The 15,902-nt window shown below is 46.7% G+C and carries 12 protein-coding genes; 7 read left to right on the top strand and 5 right to left on the bottom strand.

Features of this window, described 5'->3' with window-relative positions; translation table 11 throughout:
• Positions 1-161: 161 nt before the first annotated feature.
• Together F608_RS33255 and F608_RS0124470 are read right to left on the bottom strand one after the other, a co-directional pair.
• Complete coding sequence (locus F608_RS33255) at positions 162-1,250, bottom strand: DHH family phosphoesterase (protein WP_022668371.1); 1,089 nt, start codon at positions 1,248-1,250, stop codon at positions 162-164.
• Between the two features lie 274 nt (positions 1,251-1,524).
• Positions 1,525-2,469 carry a LysR family transcriptional regulator gene (locus F608_RS0124470; RefSeq protein ID WP_022668372.1) on the bottom strand — a complete coding sequence of 315 codons (945 nt, stop codon included), beginning with the start codon at positions 2,467-2,469 and terminating at the stop codon, positions 1,525-1,527.
• A gap of 155 nt (positions 2,470-2,624) precedes the next feature.
• Between F608_RS0124470 and F608_RS0124475 the strand changes: the two genes are divergently transcribed.
• The 3 genes from F608_RS0124475 to F608_RS0124485 are packed head-to-tail and all read left to right on the top strand — an operon-like array spanning position 2,625 to position 5,068.
• A complete protein-coding gene (locus F608_RS0124475; protein WP_027363092.1) occupies positions 2,625-3,275 on the top strand; it encodes a DUF47 domain-containing protein in 651 nt (216 codons plus the stop codon).
• 9 nt (positions 3,276-3,284) lie between these two features.
• Positions 3,285-4,442 carry an inorganic phosphate transporter gene (locus tag F608_RS33260; RefSeq protein ID WP_022668374.1) on the top strand — a complete coding sequence of 386 codons (1,158 nt, stop codon included), beginning with the start codon at positions 3,285-3,287 and terminating at the stop codon, positions 4,440-4,442.
• A complete protein-coding gene (locus tag F608_RS0124485) occupies positions 4,436-5,068 on the top strand; it encodes a hypothetical protein (RefSeq protein ID WP_022668375.1) in 633 nt (210 codons plus the stop codon). The genes F608_RS33260 and F608_RS0124485 overlap by 7 nt, the downstream gene beginning before the upstream one ends.
• A gap of 301 nt (positions 5,069-5,369) precedes the next feature.
• Here F608_RS0124485 and F608_RS35320 read toward each other — a convergent pair whose 3' ends face one another.
• Positions 5,370-7,301 (bottom strand): methyl-accepting chemotaxis protein, encoded by a 1,932-nt coding sequence (locus tag F608_RS35320; RefSeq protein WP_051148653.1) that lies wholly within the window; start codon positions 7,299-7,301, stop codon positions 5,370-5,372.
• 320 nt (positions 7,302-7,621) lie between these two features.
• Positions 7,622-8,965, bottom strand: a complete 1,344-nt coding sequence (locus tag F608_RS0124495) for an OprO/OprP family phosphate-selective porin (protein WP_022668377.1) — start codon at positions 8,963-8,965, stop codon at positions 7,622-7,624.
• A 469-nt stretch (positions 8,966-9,434) separates the two neighbouring features.
• Here F608_RS0124495 and F608_RS33270 point away from each other — a divergent pair, with 469 nt between their 5' ends.
• The 4 genes from F608_RS33270 to F608_RS0124515 all read left to right on the top strand — a co-directional run bounded on the left by F608_RS33270 (position 9,435) and on the right by F608_RS0124515 (position 14,015).
• Positions 9,435-10,259, top strand: a complete 825-nt coding sequence (locus tag F608_RS33270) for a hypothetical protein (RefSeq protein WP_022668378.1) — start codon at positions 9,435-9,437, stop codon at positions 10,257-10,259.
• A gap of 362 nt (positions 10,260-10,621) precedes the next feature.
• On the top strand, positions 10,622-11,662 hold the full coding sequence (locus F608_RS0124505; RefSeq protein WP_022668379.1) for a hypothetical protein: 1,041 nt from the start codon (positions 10,622-10,624) through the stop codon (positions 11,660-11,662).
• Between the two features lie 99 nt (positions 11,663-11,761).
• Complete coding sequence (locus tag F608_RS35325; protein ID WP_022668380.1) at positions 11,762-13,183, top strand: inorganic diphosphatase; 1,422 nt, start codon at positions 11,762-11,764, stop codon at positions 13,181-13,183.
• 43 nt (positions 13,184-13,226) lie between these two features.
• Positions 13,227-14,015 carry a hypothetical protein gene (locus tag F608_RS0124515; protein WP_153307602.1) on the top strand — a complete coding sequence of 263 codons (789 nt, stop codon included), beginning with the start codon at positions 13,227-13,229 and terminating at the stop codon, positions 14,013-14,015.
• A gap of 239 nt (positions 14,016-14,254) precedes the next feature.
• Here F608_RS0124515 and F608_RS0124520 read toward each other — a convergent pair whose 3' ends face one another.
• The gene (locus F608_RS0124520) at positions 14,255-15,886 is read right to left on the bottom strand and encodes a B12-binding domain-containing radical SAM protein (protein ID WP_022668382.1); all 1,632 of its coding nucleotides are present in this window, start codon (positions 15,884-15,886) and stop codon (positions 14,255-14,257) included.
• Positions 15,887-15,902: the final 16 nt, after the last annotated feature.

Consider the following 15,902-nt stretch of genomic DNA (forward strand, 5'->3'; position numbering starts at 1 on the left):
AAGCAGTTTCTGCTTAATTTCAAATTGAAACCTGCCATGGATGGTTATGAATTCCTGGATCATTTTTTTAGCGGAAAAGCAAGGGGATAGTAGGAGCCGATGGGTACTCCGGGTATTAAAAAATGCCCCCGGACAACAGGTATCCGAGGGCCTGGCGGAGGCTAATTGGTAAAAAGTTCATCCATCATGGGGGACAGTTTTTTTCTTGATATGCCAAGATTTGCCTGGGAGTAAAAGGTGAGTTTGCCTTCCAGACAGGGCTTTTGGCCTTCAAATGAGAGGTCCTTCAGGTCGAGGCCCTTTTCCTGAAGAAATGAAATCAGCTTGTCGTGGATCGCCGCGTCCCTGCAGTAGACGGCAAGGTCCCGGTTAAAATCCGGATTTGTGTATGCGTTCATGGACAGGAGCACATCCAGATTCCTGCGGCTGGCATAGGTCTCAAACCCCAGGCAGAGTTCATTGTCTTTATTGGTCCACTGCGCCATGGACAGCAGGACGGAAGAAATGCCGCAACTGATACCATTGAATTTGAATTCTTTGTAGTCCTTGCGGAGAAGATCAATGGTCGACAGGCCGGCGGTATCAAATTTGGCTTTCTGGACTTCCCTGAAATAATTATTTGGGTCAAGGGGGAAGTACTCCATGAGTTTGACAGCAATTTCACTGTCTTTTTCCGTGACCCGCCCCGCTGCAGGGTCCAGGTTCACCGTGTCCAGAAGAATGGTGCCCGTAAGAAGTGTAGCCAACTGAGTGTGCATGAGCCGGGCATGCTCCCGGATCAGTATCTCGCCCACCAGGGTGGCTGTGGATCCCACCGGCTCAATGACTCGGCGTTCAGCCCCTTTGTATAGCCCTTCTTCCTTGTGGTGGTCCAGGATTATCCTGATCTTGTCGCCGTAGTCCTCAAAGGTGCCGGACAGTTTATTATGATCCACAATGGCCAGGTTGTTTACGCGCTCCATGAAGGACTGGGGCATTTTATCCAGAAAAATCAGATTGTCCAGGTCAATTTGGGCCGTTTTAAACACATATACGGCTTCAGTTCTAAGTTTGAAATCTTCTTTTACGATGGGCATGAGAGGGACAATATTCTTATCGGGCTCCACCTGGGATCGGATATAGGCAAAAGCTATTGCAGAGGCCATTGAGTCAAGATCGGCAGCCTCGTTCCCCATGACCATGAGGTCAATGGGTTTGTCGTTGATATCTATTTTGGCACTGAGAAGATATTGGTTGATCGATTGGGGCATGTTTTCTCCTGTAAGCTATTTTAAAATAATAAATGCGTCGCTGTGGGGCTTTCATAAAACAAACTATAAAAGCAGAATATAAAAGATGGGGCCCCGGCCGGTCAAATTCGAATTCGCTATGGATGACATAACCGATTCTTATGGATCTGGATTCGCCGCAATACTGACTGGCGCATGCGTTTTTTGGGGATCAAAATTTATTATCTGGAGAGTCAATCTCACGGCAGTGATCCCGTTCATTTGCCCCCCCGCAGTTTTTTTAGAAAAGGACTCTTTAGCGGGCGGGAATGTTCAGTTTTGAAGTCAGGGTATCCTCACAATCAAAGGCTTCAGACAGCATGGATAAAAAGGCCTTGGCGACCACGGAAAGTTTTCTGGCCTTATGGTAGAGAAGATAAAAAGTTGCATCCCCCCTGAACCCCTTTAAATTTACACGGGCCAGCCGGCCTGACGCGAGTTCCCGTTTAACGGCGGATTCTGGAATGACGGTGATGCCGAATCCTTCTTCAGCGATTCGTTTTGCCGATTCAACATTTTCAAGCTCTATAAATTTTAAATCGGATTTATCGGTTTTATATTCAGAAAACCAGGTGGAAACAAACTGCCGGGTTTGTGTGCCGTGCTCCCGAGTGATAAATGGGATGCGTTTAAGATCGGATATGGATATCAGGTTTTTTTTTGCCAGGGGGCTGTCGCCAGCCACCACTGCAATCATCTCTTCATGGTGAACACCAACAGCTTCAACTTCAGGATACCGGCTGGGAGGCCCTGTCGCAAACCCAAAATCCACCTGGCCTTCAAGGACCATAATGGTTGTCTTGTGGGTGTTGCCCCCCCGCAAATTCAGTTCGATGTCTGGATAGGTGCCATGGTACTTGCCGATGATTTTTGGAAGCATATAGGCGCTGATCACCGCGGATGAAGCGATGTCAAGCCGGCCACGACTCATGTTGTTCATGCCCATGAAAATGGTTTCCACTTCTTGGAATTTTGCAAGCAGTTCCTCTGTTTGCTCAAAGAGGATCTCTCCCTGGCGGGTCAGCATAATTTTTTTTCCGGTTCTGTCAAAGAGGACTGTATCATAGAAATGTTCTAGGGCCTGGATGTGCTGACTCACAGCCGGTTGGGTCAAGAACAGGGCCCTTGCTGCTTTTGTGAAATTGCCGATCTTGGCGACCATAAAAAAGGATTTCAGATGGTCAATGTTCATGAGATTCATAATGAATGCTTATGGCCTCCATTTTCAATGATGATTTAAAATTCGGATCGGAGCGTGTTAAAAAATGGCCACTTACTTGGAACTCTTAACATAAACTTTCTGTAAGGGTCAATTGAAAGCTCGTGTCAGATTTAATGCGAAAAGGGGCCGTCGTTATGAAATTCAATATTATCAGCAGAAAAACCGGTATTGAAAAACAGATCAATGACTTCATGGACCAGGTCAGCCGTTCTGGACTCGTCTTTCAGGAAGGTGCCCGGTTTTATCTTAAGGGAGAGTATGAAAATTTCGACAGAGTATTGGCCGATATTTCAACGATAGAACATAAGGGTGACGAATTGAAGCGGGCCATCATCGAGCACCTTCATACCAAAACCCTTATCCCCGAATCCCGTGGGGATGTCCTGGAACTGCTGGAGAATATGGATTCACTTTTGGACAGGTTCAAGGGGGCGCTCTGGCGATTTGAAATTGAACGGCCCAATATTGATTCTGAGTTTGTCGAAGATTTCCAGGAATTGATCAAAGGCGTGGTCGAGGCTGTTGAATCTATTGTTAAATCTTCCCGAGCCTTTTTTACTGATATTGCAGCCGTAAGGGACCATCTACACAAAGTGTCCTTCTGGGAAACCGAATGCGACAAAATTTCCACTCGTCTGAGAACCGCAATTTTTCGCAAGGAGAATATCCGGTTGAGCCATCGCATGCTCCTGAGCGATCTGGTTCGGCATATTGAGAAAATATCTGATCGGGCAGAGGACGTGGCTGACCGGATGAATATCTATGTCATTAAACGTACATTATAGGGAATATCTATGTTCGCTTTTTTTCTAACCAGTGGTCTTTTTTTGGGATGGTCTTTAGGGGCAAATGATGCGTCCAACGTGTTTGGTACGGCAGTGGCATCCAAAATGGTCAGGTTTAGGACTGCAGCCATATGCTGTAGTATATTTGTAATTTTAGGTGCCGTGATCAGCGGGGCAGGGGCCTCGCACATTTTGGGCAAACTGGGGGCTGTCAATGCCATTGCCGGTGCGTTTATTGTGGCGTTTTCAGCAGCTTTGAGCGTCTACTTGATGACCAAGGCCAGATTCCCCGTGTCTACCTCCCAGGCCATTGTGGGGGCCATCGTCGGATGGAACCTTTTTTCAGGATCGTCCGTGGACCAGACCGCTTTGACCAAGATTGCCATGACCTGGCTGGTCTGTCCTGTGCTTTCCGGTATCATCGCCGTTGTTCTGTACCGGTTGTCCGCCCTTTTTATCAATACATGCAAAATCCACATGTTCCGGCTGGATTTGTATACAAGGTGGTCCCTTTTGATTGCCGGTATATGCGGGTCCTACGCTCTGGGAGCCAACAATATCGCCAATGTCATGGGCGTGTTTCTGCCGGTATCCCCCTTTGAAACGCTTTTTATTGGCCCCTTTTCATTATCACCGGCCCAGCAATTGTTCCTTATCGGCGGCATCGCCATTTCCCTGGGCGTCTTCACTTATTCCAGACAGGTAATGATGACCGTGGGCGAAGGCATTGTGGAGCTTACCCCTGTTGCGGCAAGCGTTGTGGTATGGGCCCATGCCATTGTCCTTTTCGTATTCTCCTCCCAGTCCCTGGAAGCCTTTCTGATCAACAACGGTCTGCCGTCAATTCCCCTGGTTCCGGTTTCCAGTTCCCAGGCAGTGGTGGGTGCTGTCATCGGCATCGGCCTGTTAAAGAAAGGCTTTTGGAGTGTGAGGTGGAAAATGGTCGGCGGAATTGCCAGCGGATGGATTACCACACCCATCATTGCCGCAGTAGTGAGTTTTATATCTTTATTTTTTATTCAAAACGTATTTCAGCAGGAGGTGTATACATCCCAAAAGGCTCTATCCTCCCCCCCTGCCATAGAAAAAAAGCTGGCCCGGACAGAAGTGTCAGAGGGCCTAAAAAATAACCCCATAATTATAATAACGGAGTTAAAATCATGGTAGATGTATTTGAAAAAAACGCCGCCACTTCCGCGGAAGATGCGGAAAAACTGGTACCCAGAGCTGAATTCAGGGTATTTGGACAAAATATTCTGGACATTGTCACCCAGTCTATGTGGAAGGCCCAGGCCAAGCTGTTTAAAATAAGGACCAGCAGCGAAATATATATTGTTTCCCGACTCACCAATGAGGCCAATGTAAAGATCCGTGACGGGTTGCTGGATATCAAAATCAAGGTGAGCGAGACTGCGGACGGATACGAAGTTTTCCAGCCCAGGGGAAAATTCCAGTTCCCGGTCAACAAGGAAGAACTGGGAAAAATCTTTGAAAACCTCCAGGCTGATGTCGTTCTGGATAAGGATACCTATACCCTTGACGAATTCATTTCCATGGTGGATGCCGATGCAGACCTGTCTGCCGTTGACGTTCAGAAAGAAAGATACGGCTTCTCCGTTGACGGCATGATCTGTGAATATGGAAAAGTCCTTTTCAACGGCGCCCTCATCGAAACAGCCTGCGTGGAAAGTGAAGATTATGAGGGCATGAAAAAAGCCATAAAGGCCCTGGAAATTGATGGGCTGGAAAATGTTAACTACCTGAAAGCAGCCAAAAGCGTTTTAAAGATGTAGTTTACTGACCACAGTCCTGCCGCCAGACAAGCTGCCATTGGGTCTCTCTTTGACCCGGGCAGCTTGTTTTTAATGCTTTTTCTCTCCTCATTCCCCTTTCCATAGCCCCACCCGATTCTGGCCATCCTGTTTTGTCTATCCTAAATAGGGTCGTCTCTTCTCAAAAAGCCAGATAGAATTTATGGCTGTACTCAAACGGGATTATAGGTGATCGACAAGAAAGATGCCGAATCCAAGTTATATATCCCGGTGGAAGGCTGTAGTGTGCCTGCCACCGGGATATGATTTTTAAGGGTCGGTTTTAAATTTTGAACCAGCTTGCCATTTCATTAAGATCCTCTGCAAGTCTTGAAAGTTCTGCCGCACTTTTTTTTACCTGTTTGCTGCCGGCATTTGTTGCCCCGGCCGCCTGATTAACTTCGGCGATATCATTTGTGACCTTCCCTGTAACTGACCTTGCATGGTTTATATTATCATTAACTTCCTGCAGACCTAAAGCAGCCTGGCTAACATTATTTGAAATTTCCTGTGTGGTGGCAGATTGCTCTTCAATGGCAGATGCAACTGTTGTTACAAAGCCATTTACCTCATTAATGACATCTATAATTTCTTTTATAACAGTGATTGATTCATCTGTACTTGCCTGCACGCTTGATATTTTTTCACTGATTTCGGTAGTGGCGACTGCTGTCTGCTGGGCAAGGGCCTTGATTTCTCCTGCCACTACGGCAAAGCCTTTGCCAGCTTCGCCTGCCCTGGCGGCCTCAATGGTGGCATTGAGGGCCAGAAGGTTGGTCTGCTCGGAGATATCTGAAATGGTTTCCGTCACCTTGTTTATCTGTGATGCAGAACTTCCAAGGGCGTTAATTTTTTGAGACATCTGCTTTGCCTTGCCCACAGCATGGGTGGTAGTCTCACTTCCTTTTGCCGCAGTACTGGCAATTTCCTGAATTGTTACCGTCATCTCCTCGGCAGCTGCCACAATCATCTGAATATTGGTTGTGGCCTGTTCAGTGGCGACAGCTAGGGAATTCATATTGCCGCTCATTTCTTCAGCAGCAGAAGATACATTTTTTGTTTTTGTGCTGGTATTTTCCGAGTTTGATTCAATCTGGCTTGATATGGCAGAAAGCTCTGTGGATGAGGATGTTAGAGTATAGATGCCATCGTTAATATCCCTGATCATTTTGTTCAGCCGTGATACCATGCTGTTCATGGAAGCGGCCAGGGATCCGACTTCATCTTTCTGCTCTATATCAAGCTCTTGGGTTAAATTTCCGTTTGCCATATCCTTGGCAAGCAAGACAACTTTTTTGACAGATCCTGTGATATTGCGTGTAATGGCGATCGTAATAAACAATCCAAGCAAAAAAGCAATCATCGAGATAAGGATGGCGATGCGTTCCAGAAAAGCACTACGTTTTCCTGCAGCTTCCATTTTCGCTTCTGCATTTTTTACCGCAAGATTGTAATTTTCTTCAATAATGGGTTCTATTACATCTATGACATCGCTTAAATCTTTAATAGCAGCCTTTATCTGGTTATCTGCTTCAACAAGCAAGAGAAAATGTTTCTTATATTTGTTAATATCTTCCTGCGATATTCCGGGATTGGTCAAGAGTTTGTCGATTGTTTCCAACACTTTTTCGACATACTTTTTATCCGCCCTCAAAAGATAGTCTTTTTCATTTTTTCTCAAAGTCAGCAGCAAAACAAGGGATTCTGTTTCATTACTTTCTTCAGCCTGTTTCATCAATTTCAACGCGACCTTCCTGAACTCGCCCTGGAAGCCGGACTCGTGGTTTATCCCCCTTTTATCCCAAAGAGATACTGCTTTATGAAACGCAGACCTATACCGATCCGAGTGTTGTATTATTCTTTCAGCATTTTCTTTAAAGTGTTTGTTTTTGATTATTTCAGCAATCTTTGCAATATCGATAGCCTTGCTTTTTATCCGGCTTGTTTTTTTTTCAAATTTGCCAATATATTTTATCTTCTTCCGTGCCAAATAATTTTTTTCATCATTGCGGCTGTCATTGAGCAGACCAATGATCTCCAGTGAATCGTTTGCAATAGCTTTGTCCATATGCCAGATAGAATCATATTTTGTTATGGTAAAATTATTGGAGTAATAAAATGTGCCCAGTGCGCAGGCGAATAAAAGAATCACCAGCCCTATGCCGCCTATAAGTTTCCCTGCAAGTTTCATGTTATTGAACGCTACAAGTTTCATTTAAGTTTTCTTATAGTATTATTTTTTATCATCACCCCGGTGTTATATTGCTTTCATATTGATAATATGCAGGATAAAAAGCTTCTATCTGTTTGGCTTAGACGACTTCATTCAAATATGAGAACAGTGGACAGCTACTTTGTCCCTGTTTTGGATTTGATTCCCTGTTGTTTTGCAGCCATGGCGGAAAGGATAATGGCTCTGTCTTCGCGGCCTTAACGGCCGCATCATTGCCTTTAGTTACCGATTCAATTGGGAAAAAGTGCCCGGAGTTATGTCTCCGGGCACTTTTCGGTTTGGCGCTTTCTTAAAAAATGGAATTAGAAGTAGTACTGGATGCGGGCCATGACAATGTTGCCGCGCTGGCTGTCGACATAGTCAGGATCATCTTCATAGTTGTCTGCATCGAAATGTACATAGTTGAGGACAAATTTCAGGTTGTTCTCAAGATACCAGTTGAGCCCGAGGGTGATGGTGGACATATCGCCTCCGAATTTGTCGCCATCGGTGAGACTGATGGCACTATACCGGGCGCCAATTTCCCAGGCACCGTATCCTCCTTCGGAGACAGGGTTAAAGGGTTTGACCTCTTTGAAATACCCGGAGGACTTTTTATACTTGTGGGACTCTCCGGTAAGCATATAAAAGGCAGATAGGTAAAATGCGTCAAAGTTGTAAGTCTCGTTATTGTCGGCATCATCCACCCTTACACCGGCATATTCACCAGAAATTAGAAAACCATGGCCGGAATAGGCGGCTTCAAGGGCATAGCGCCAGTCTTTTTCAGGATTTTCGAAATCCACACCAACTAGTTTTTCAGCCAGATGGGCATTGGGTCTGGCTTCAAATTCCAGGACCTGATCCCCATCTTCATCATCAGCATCATCAGCATAATCATAGTTAAAGTGTCCGATATTGGCTCCCAGATGAAAAACCTGGCCGCGTTCCTTGTCCAGTACCGGGACATAGGTCACCCGGCCCAGGAAAGTGGCAGCATCGGCCTGGTGATCAACGAGATCCTGCTCGGCATACCCGTTTGAATACAAGGCAGACACCTGGGTGATACCTTTGCTGTATCTGTGAGTCCACAGAGCGCCGATACCGCGTTCAGGCGAAAAGACATCGGTCAGGCCACGTTCCATGAAGTTCGTGTACTTGGAGCTGGTGGTGGATTCCAGGCCGTAGCGTACTTTCTGCCAGCCCAGGGTGAACTCGTCGTTTTCGAGTCCTGTATATGTCAGGTTGGCGTCTTTGAGATCCACCTCGGCTTCAGCAAAATCCCATTGGATTTCATATTCCCAGAACTCGGAAAACGTGCCTTCCACAGACAGGTATAACTTGCGAACTTCGTTTGATGTGTTGCTTCTCGTCAGCTTGCTTTTTTTGCCGCCCTTGTACATATCATCAAAGTTGGCGATATCCGTTGTTACCCGGCCGCCGATCGCGAACGAGGATCTGCCGTCTGGGGATTTCCACTCCGGGGCCCCTGTTTTTTTAGAAAATTCGATGTGGCTACCCTGCTTGGTACTCTCGGTCTGAACATCAGTGATCTGTTTCTGATTTTCAATAATCATCTGATGCAGTTCTTCATTGCTGGGAGCAGCCATGGCGGTAGCAGGAATCGCCAGTGCGCAGATTGCTGCGGTGATAAACCCTTTTTTCATGCTTAATCTCCTCTTGCCTTTGTTTGTTTAGAGGGAAATTTGTTACCGGCAACACGCCGGTCCTGAAAAACCCTGAATAAAAACATTGTTTACTAATGTAGTAAAAACATTGTTTACCAATGTAGTAAAAAGACCTTAAACTACAAAATTTGTCTAATTAGTTTTGGCCATAATGGAGATAAGGAAATTTTATGGTCCCAAAGAAAGGGAGGGGTCATGGGAAATCGTTATACGCCCATGGGATTTATTTATCGGCAACGACTTGATATTACATGAAAATAATATTAAGCCTATGCTGCACCGATAATAGATAAAAATAGATTTCATAAGCAGACTTAATTAGTCTCTCGGGATCTGGTGTAGTACCTTAGCCGTTTATTGAGTTTTATCAAGGATCAACGTCCATGATAATTATTTGAATGGAAATGGTAAGATTTCTAAACTATACCGGAACAAAAGGAGTGAATACATGAGAGTACTTGCATGCTGCACCTTGTTTTTGGCGTCTGTTTTTTTTGCACTACCCGCCCAGGCATTGGATAAAAAAGATTTTGACCAGGTTGAATATGCATTTGGCATCAATGAGCCCAAAACTTTTGAGATGGCCCCCAAATCACTGGCAGGCGAACGGGCGGACGATTATGACTTTATTGACTTTGAAGCAAAACGCAAAGAAAAGCTTGTGACCTACCTGGATACGCCTGACAGGCAGTTCAGCAAAAAAGCCTTGATTGTCCGGGTGAGGGAAGACCTGAAAAAACCGTGGAAAAGCAAGATCACGGTAAAATTAAGAGCCCCTTCTCCCGAACAGTTTGGTGATCTGAAGAACTATAAAAAAGCTGAGATCGATATTGTAAACGGACAAAAAAAATACAGCGTGAGCTATGATATTAAAATGAATCCCACCAAAATTGATGTGCGAAAGGTGGATGTGAAAGCCGTTGCAGAGCTGATCCGGAAGGGCAATTCAGAGGCCTGGACCCTTGTGGAACCGGTGTTCTCCCAGTACGCGGACCAGATCCAGCAGACCATTGTCATGCGGGCCCTGTCCTGGGAAGGCCTTGTCACAGAAATTTCAGGCAAAGTTGAAGCAGAGTATGCCGTCTGGAGTCCTTATTACAGATATCCAAAAACGTTTGTATCAGAAATTTCCTTTAAAGGGCGCACATCAGATGATAATCTGGGAAAGGTTGCCCAGCGAATTGAAAACGCCTTGAAAGAAAAGGGCATTGACTCTGATTTCAATCTGTCCAAAACCAAGACCACCTTCGGGCTAAGCCCGAATTTCAATTAAGCTTTTGATCCGGCCCCTGGTCTGTCAAGGGGCCGGTCTTCATGTATTCCCCTCTTTATGTTTGAATTTTCATTGATCTGATTTTCCTTTTTAGCCGGCTTATTTTAATTCATTCTTGATTGCCAGAACTCTTTTGTGATTATCCCGGATCCTCTTTAACCCATTGTTTTGATGTGCTTTTCACCTGATAAAAAATTAATATAAAGCCGATAAGCACACCTTATTGGACATTGAATACAATGGTGTGTCATTCAGGTATAGAGTCAAATTTTAAGTTTGCCGGAATGAGGGATTTAAAGACGTTGGAATAGAATTGGAATGTAGTTTTTTAAATCAAATCAATAAAAAGCGGGAGTTATCAAATGAAAAACAGATTGTCCCTGATGCTGGGATTGTCCTTTATTTTTCTTTCTTTTGCGGCCTTGTCAGCCGGTGCCAAGGAATCACATCCCCACAAGGTTCAGATTGCCAAGCACCCTGAAGCCCTTGAAATCGTTGAAGCAAGGGAAATGAAGTTTTTGATCGATCCGGCAAAGGTCGGCTTTGATCCGGAAACAGGCTTGACAACGATATGGAAAAAAATCAAAGCGTTTGCAAAAAAGGAAAACATCGTCCTCAAAGAAAAAAAATTTAATGCAGACGGGTTCACCTATTCAACCAAGGTGTATTTTGATACGCCAGAAGGAGATCTGACCAAACTCGGATATGTGGTCAGAATCACCACCAAGTATTTTGGCGGGAAACCGGCTTCAGCCGCATTGACTGTGAAATTTATCGACCGTGACAATCCTGAGCGGGTTTTTGACGCAATGCCGGATGAAGAAGATGCCTCTATCGAGGAAAACGTCGGGCCGGCAGCCAACTATACTCTGGACACCTATCTTGAAAAAGCCACCAAGATTGATGTGGATCTTACCGATGTCCCGGTTACCCTTGCAGATTTTGCCGCCCTTGTTCCTCACCTTAAAACCCTGGGGCTGGACCCCAAGACCAAACTGGTCGGTATTGGAGCCTACAGCATCCGCATGAAACCCGGTTTTGTTATCCTGCCGGGGATGCCCTTTCCTGCAGGGATCTCCATGGAAGCGTGGCTGCCTGTAGAAAGCGGTGAAAAGGCTTTTGTATATGATTTTTCCTTTGGTTACCCCACTGGAGACTACTATGACATGTCAAAAACCCATACGGCGGCTGAAAATATTATCCAGAAGATATACCAGAAAATGGACAAAGAGATCGGCCTGCCCCAAAATGCCCAATGGCGAGGCTCCAAGGCAACATATCTGCGCAAGGGCGGCCTGACCTTCCCCGAGTACACAGGGATTAAAAATCTTGAAATGAGATCCTATAAACCCCCGAAAAAAGGCAAGGACGGGACCATCTCTTTTAATGACGACCCGTCATAATTTTAGGCTTCATCATGCTGTCCGACCCCGGTTTGACAATGGGACCGGGCAGCAATCATCCATAACCAGAGTGTTTCAATATTTTACCAGGAGGATTCAATGAACATAAGAAAGTCTTTAGCATCCTTGGTCGTAGCTGCAGCAGTGGTGGGATTCACCCTGACCAGCGCCCAGGCTACCGTCACGCCTAATGCGTCGGTGCTCCAGGGAGAGAAAAATTACCTAACAGGCTATTCTGCATTAAATGTCGACGGTACCTACAACGTTGTCATTGAGATTCCAGCAGGTCATACAGCCAAGTACGAAGTGAATAAAAAAACAGGGATGCTCGAGTTAGAACAGAAAAACGGCAAACCCCGTTTTGTGAAATATGTTGGCTATCCTGGAAACTACGGAATGATTCCCAGAACCATTCTGCCCAAAGAACAGGGCGGCGACGGTGATCCCATGGACGTAATCGTGCTCGGCCCATCAACTGAGATCGGTTCTGTTGTAAAGGCCCGCCCCTTAGGCGTTCTTGACCTGCTCGACGGCGGTGAAAAAGACTATAAAATCTTGATGGTTCAGGAAGGCACTCCCATGGCGGTTTGCAATAACGTAAAAGATCTTGACGCAAAATTTCCCGGCGTGACCACCATTGTCAAGACCTGGTTTACCTCCTATAAGGGGCGTGACGAAAAAGGCAACTTCAAACTGGAGGCCAAGGGCTTCCTGGGAAAAGCCGCAGCTATTCAGCTTATTGGAGACTCCATCCTGGCCTTTGAAAATGCCCGGGTCACAGATGCCGACAAGATCCCCCTGAAGGCAGACGGAAATCCCCAGCTTCACTACTGGCCGGCATCAAAAAACAACGGCCATAAATTCGCCGGCGTTCCTGCCATTGGCAACAGCGAGCTGGACAAGCTGTACGGCACCCTGGCACTGCCCTCTTATATCAAATACTATGAAGTTGACAAACAGGACAGAATCATGCTCAATCCCTACCTCCAGGTAGCGACCAAAGCTCATCGTGCTGTCCTTGATCCGGAAATCGGCGTCTACAACTACATCGTGAATGCCGATGGCAATGTGGCCGTTGTTCAGGAAGCCAGACATCCCATGGGCAGAAAGTACAAAAATGGCTACATCCGCCCGGAAGACGGCCGGAAGAAGAAAGTTAAGGTCAAAAAAGGCAAAAAGAAATATCCGAAAGAAAAATTCGGCCATACCTCCGGGGTAGCAGGTTCAGTTGCCCGTCTCGGCGGTGAAATCCTTTTTGAAGACGGAACCTGGATCATCAACAACAAATCCGGCCGCTACTCCAAGAAAAATCTTGACCGTACCCCTGAACAATTGGGCAATGTCGCCAAGCTGATCATGGATACCTGCGATCCCATGGGCAAACCCTGGGGTGAAGTCCGTTATCGCCTGGCATACGGCAATGAAGAGGCCCAGAAAGCCTATAAAGGCAGCGATAAAGTCAAATATCTGAAGCCCAAGAAAAAACAAAAACCCTATATCCTGGTTGACCCTGCTAAATAACATGGCAATTTGAAAACCAATAGTAGAGTCGTAAAGGCGGGGCATGGAAAATACATTGCCCCGCCTTTTAATCTTCCCACACCCGGATTTCCGGCTACCCTTTTTGCTTATTATGAAACAGCCATTAAAATGTCATCATGCCACAGGGGGAATAAAAATACTGTTGTTTGTCAGTTTCCTCCTTTTTTGCCCTGTGAAGATGGCATGGTCCCACCCCACGAAACTGGACCGTCTCTATGGCATTCCCACCCTGCCCAGGCACATCAAATACTATGAGGTTGACAATCAGGATCGCGTCATGCTCAATCCTTACCTGCAGGTTGCCTCAAGAAGACATAAAGCCGTACTGAATACCCAGATTCCGGTGTATGGCTGGGTCATAGACGCCCATGGGAAGTTGAGAATCATTGCCGTGGCTCCGCACCCCAGGGGCCGCACTTATTCAGGCAATTATACACGGCCGGAAGACGGATACACAAACAGTCCAGGATATGTGGAAAGATATGGACATGTATCCGCACTTGCCGGAGCTCCCGGTCGTATCGGGGGAGAAATTGTCAATGATTATAAAAATAAAACATGGGTCATCAATAATAAATCCGGTCGGTATTCCAAGGAGAATATAGATCGTTTTCCCAATCAGTTGGGTAATGCAGCAGCCTTGATTCACGCTGTGGTTGACCCTGGAGGACAGGCTTGGGGACCGGTGGTCTATCTTTTGAATTATGCACCCGAATCATTGAAAGCTCGGGAGCAACATAATCCAGAACTCCGGTTCGGCAACCCCAAGACCAGGGGCCGGCCCTACCTGTTATTGGATCAGGACTGGTGAAAAATAGGCAAACCTAATAACAGAAAGCTTTGAAGATTGTTGAAACCCAGCTCATTCTTCTACGCATTTGCTGGGCCCTGAATTTTTGTAACTCTTGTTGACAAACGATGACTGCTCCGTTATCCGTGCTCATTGTTCGGTTGCAAATTCCATTGTAAAAAGAGGTTTATTACCACAATTTGAGCAAATCTACGTCAGAGGATCTGCGGTATCTGCGGAAAGATGTATATTCCGGGGTGCTACAAAATTCCCCTGACAGACGTTTGTTTCAAGCCTTCGAGAAATTTCTGGGTTAAAGCCTTGTCAACAAGGTGTTCATAAAGATTCCCTTCCCGGTTTGCACCAAAGACAGACCCGTCACTCAAAAAGAATGCCAGCAGTTTTTCACTGATCTTCTCCCGGTTCAGGGAAGGTTTTATTTTTGTCTGTCCGTTGAAGGGCCGGGGGCGGGGCAGGGTTTTGCCCGCGTCTATCCGGGATTTCATGTAATTGAGAATCCGCGTCAGCCTTAAGAGTGTAATGCTTTGAAGCCGGGTAGTGGTGTGATCCAGGGGCAGGGCAGAGGATCTCATCAGGGAGAAGGTCTGGGGCAGGAGATCGTTTTCTCTGCACAGATCCCAGTCCAAACTGCCAGGTGCCGGATAAAAGACGGAGAGACCGGCCAGAGTTCTTTTTTGGGCCAGGTAAAGGAGGTCTTCCAGGGACGAGGCTGCGGTTTGATTGGGGGCGCCGGCTATAACGTAGGAAACCGCAGACAGACCGGATTTTTGTGCCAGATCCAGAGTCAGATCATGGGCGTTTCTAACGTCGGGCCGGTTGAACCTCTTGAGCTGCTCCCCGGAGGTGGAGCCCAGGGACAGGTTCAGGGTCTGGAACCCGGATTCTTTCATGGCCCGGATCATCTCCCGATCCAGGGAAGGGGGAAAGAGGCCGTTCATGGCCCTCAGTTCAGGCCTGTTTTCCGGGAAAATTTTATCCAGGCCGTCCAGAAGGGTCATAAAGTACTTTTTGTTCAGGGTCAGGTTTTCGTCTTCAAAATCGATGAACCCGATGTCCCGGACAAGGGCCTGGGCTTCAATCTCTTTGAGTACTTCTTTTACATCCCTTTGGCGGAATCTTCCGTGGCTGGATCTGGAGGATACGGAACAATAGGAGCAGGGCATGGGGCAGCCCCGGCTGGTTACAACAGATATGGCAGCCTTTTTTTTTCTTTGGTAGTAATCCTGGCGGATCAGGCGGGACTGGGGCAGGGGATAATCGGACAGATCCTTCATCCACACCGGGGGATGGATAAAAGGCCCGCTCTTTTCCCTGAAACCGATACCGGGAACCTGCTTTAGGTCGGATCCGTCTGTCAGGGCCCGGCAGAGAAGGGGCAGGCTGATTTCCCCTTCCCCCCGAAGGATGAAATCAACGGCCTCGTCTACCAGGACCTGTTCCGGGAAAAGGGTGGGGTGGTGGCCGCCCAGAACCACTAGGGTCCGGGGAAAGAATTTTTTAACGGTCCGGGCCGTGGCAAGGGCCTGGTCGGCATATGGGGTGAAAAGAGATGAAATGCCCACCAGAAAAGGCCTCTGGTCCCGGACAATTTTACCGATATGTTCAAAGCTGTACCCGAAATGGCAAAAATCATGGAAAAGGGAAAAAAGGGAAATATCGGATCTGCCGTAAAAGGGATTTAAATTGGAAAATTCAGGGGGATAAGGCATGGACTTGGATTTATCCGTGGCCAGTCCGTCCAAAATCTGCGGTTCAAACCCCGAAGCTTCCAGGGCCGAAGCAATGGAGGCCAGGCCGTAAGGCACGGTCCGTTTCCGGGTGAGATAAAAATCCTGGACAGGCGGCTGGACCAGAAGAATTGAATCAGACACAGCCCTCTTTTCTATA

It is taken from the genome of Desulfospira joergensenii DSM 10085 (genome assembly GCF_000420085.1).
GTDB classification, from domain to species: Bacteria; Desulfobacterota; Desulfobacteria; order Desulfobacterales; family Desulfobacteraceae; genus Desulfospira; species Desulfospira joergensenii.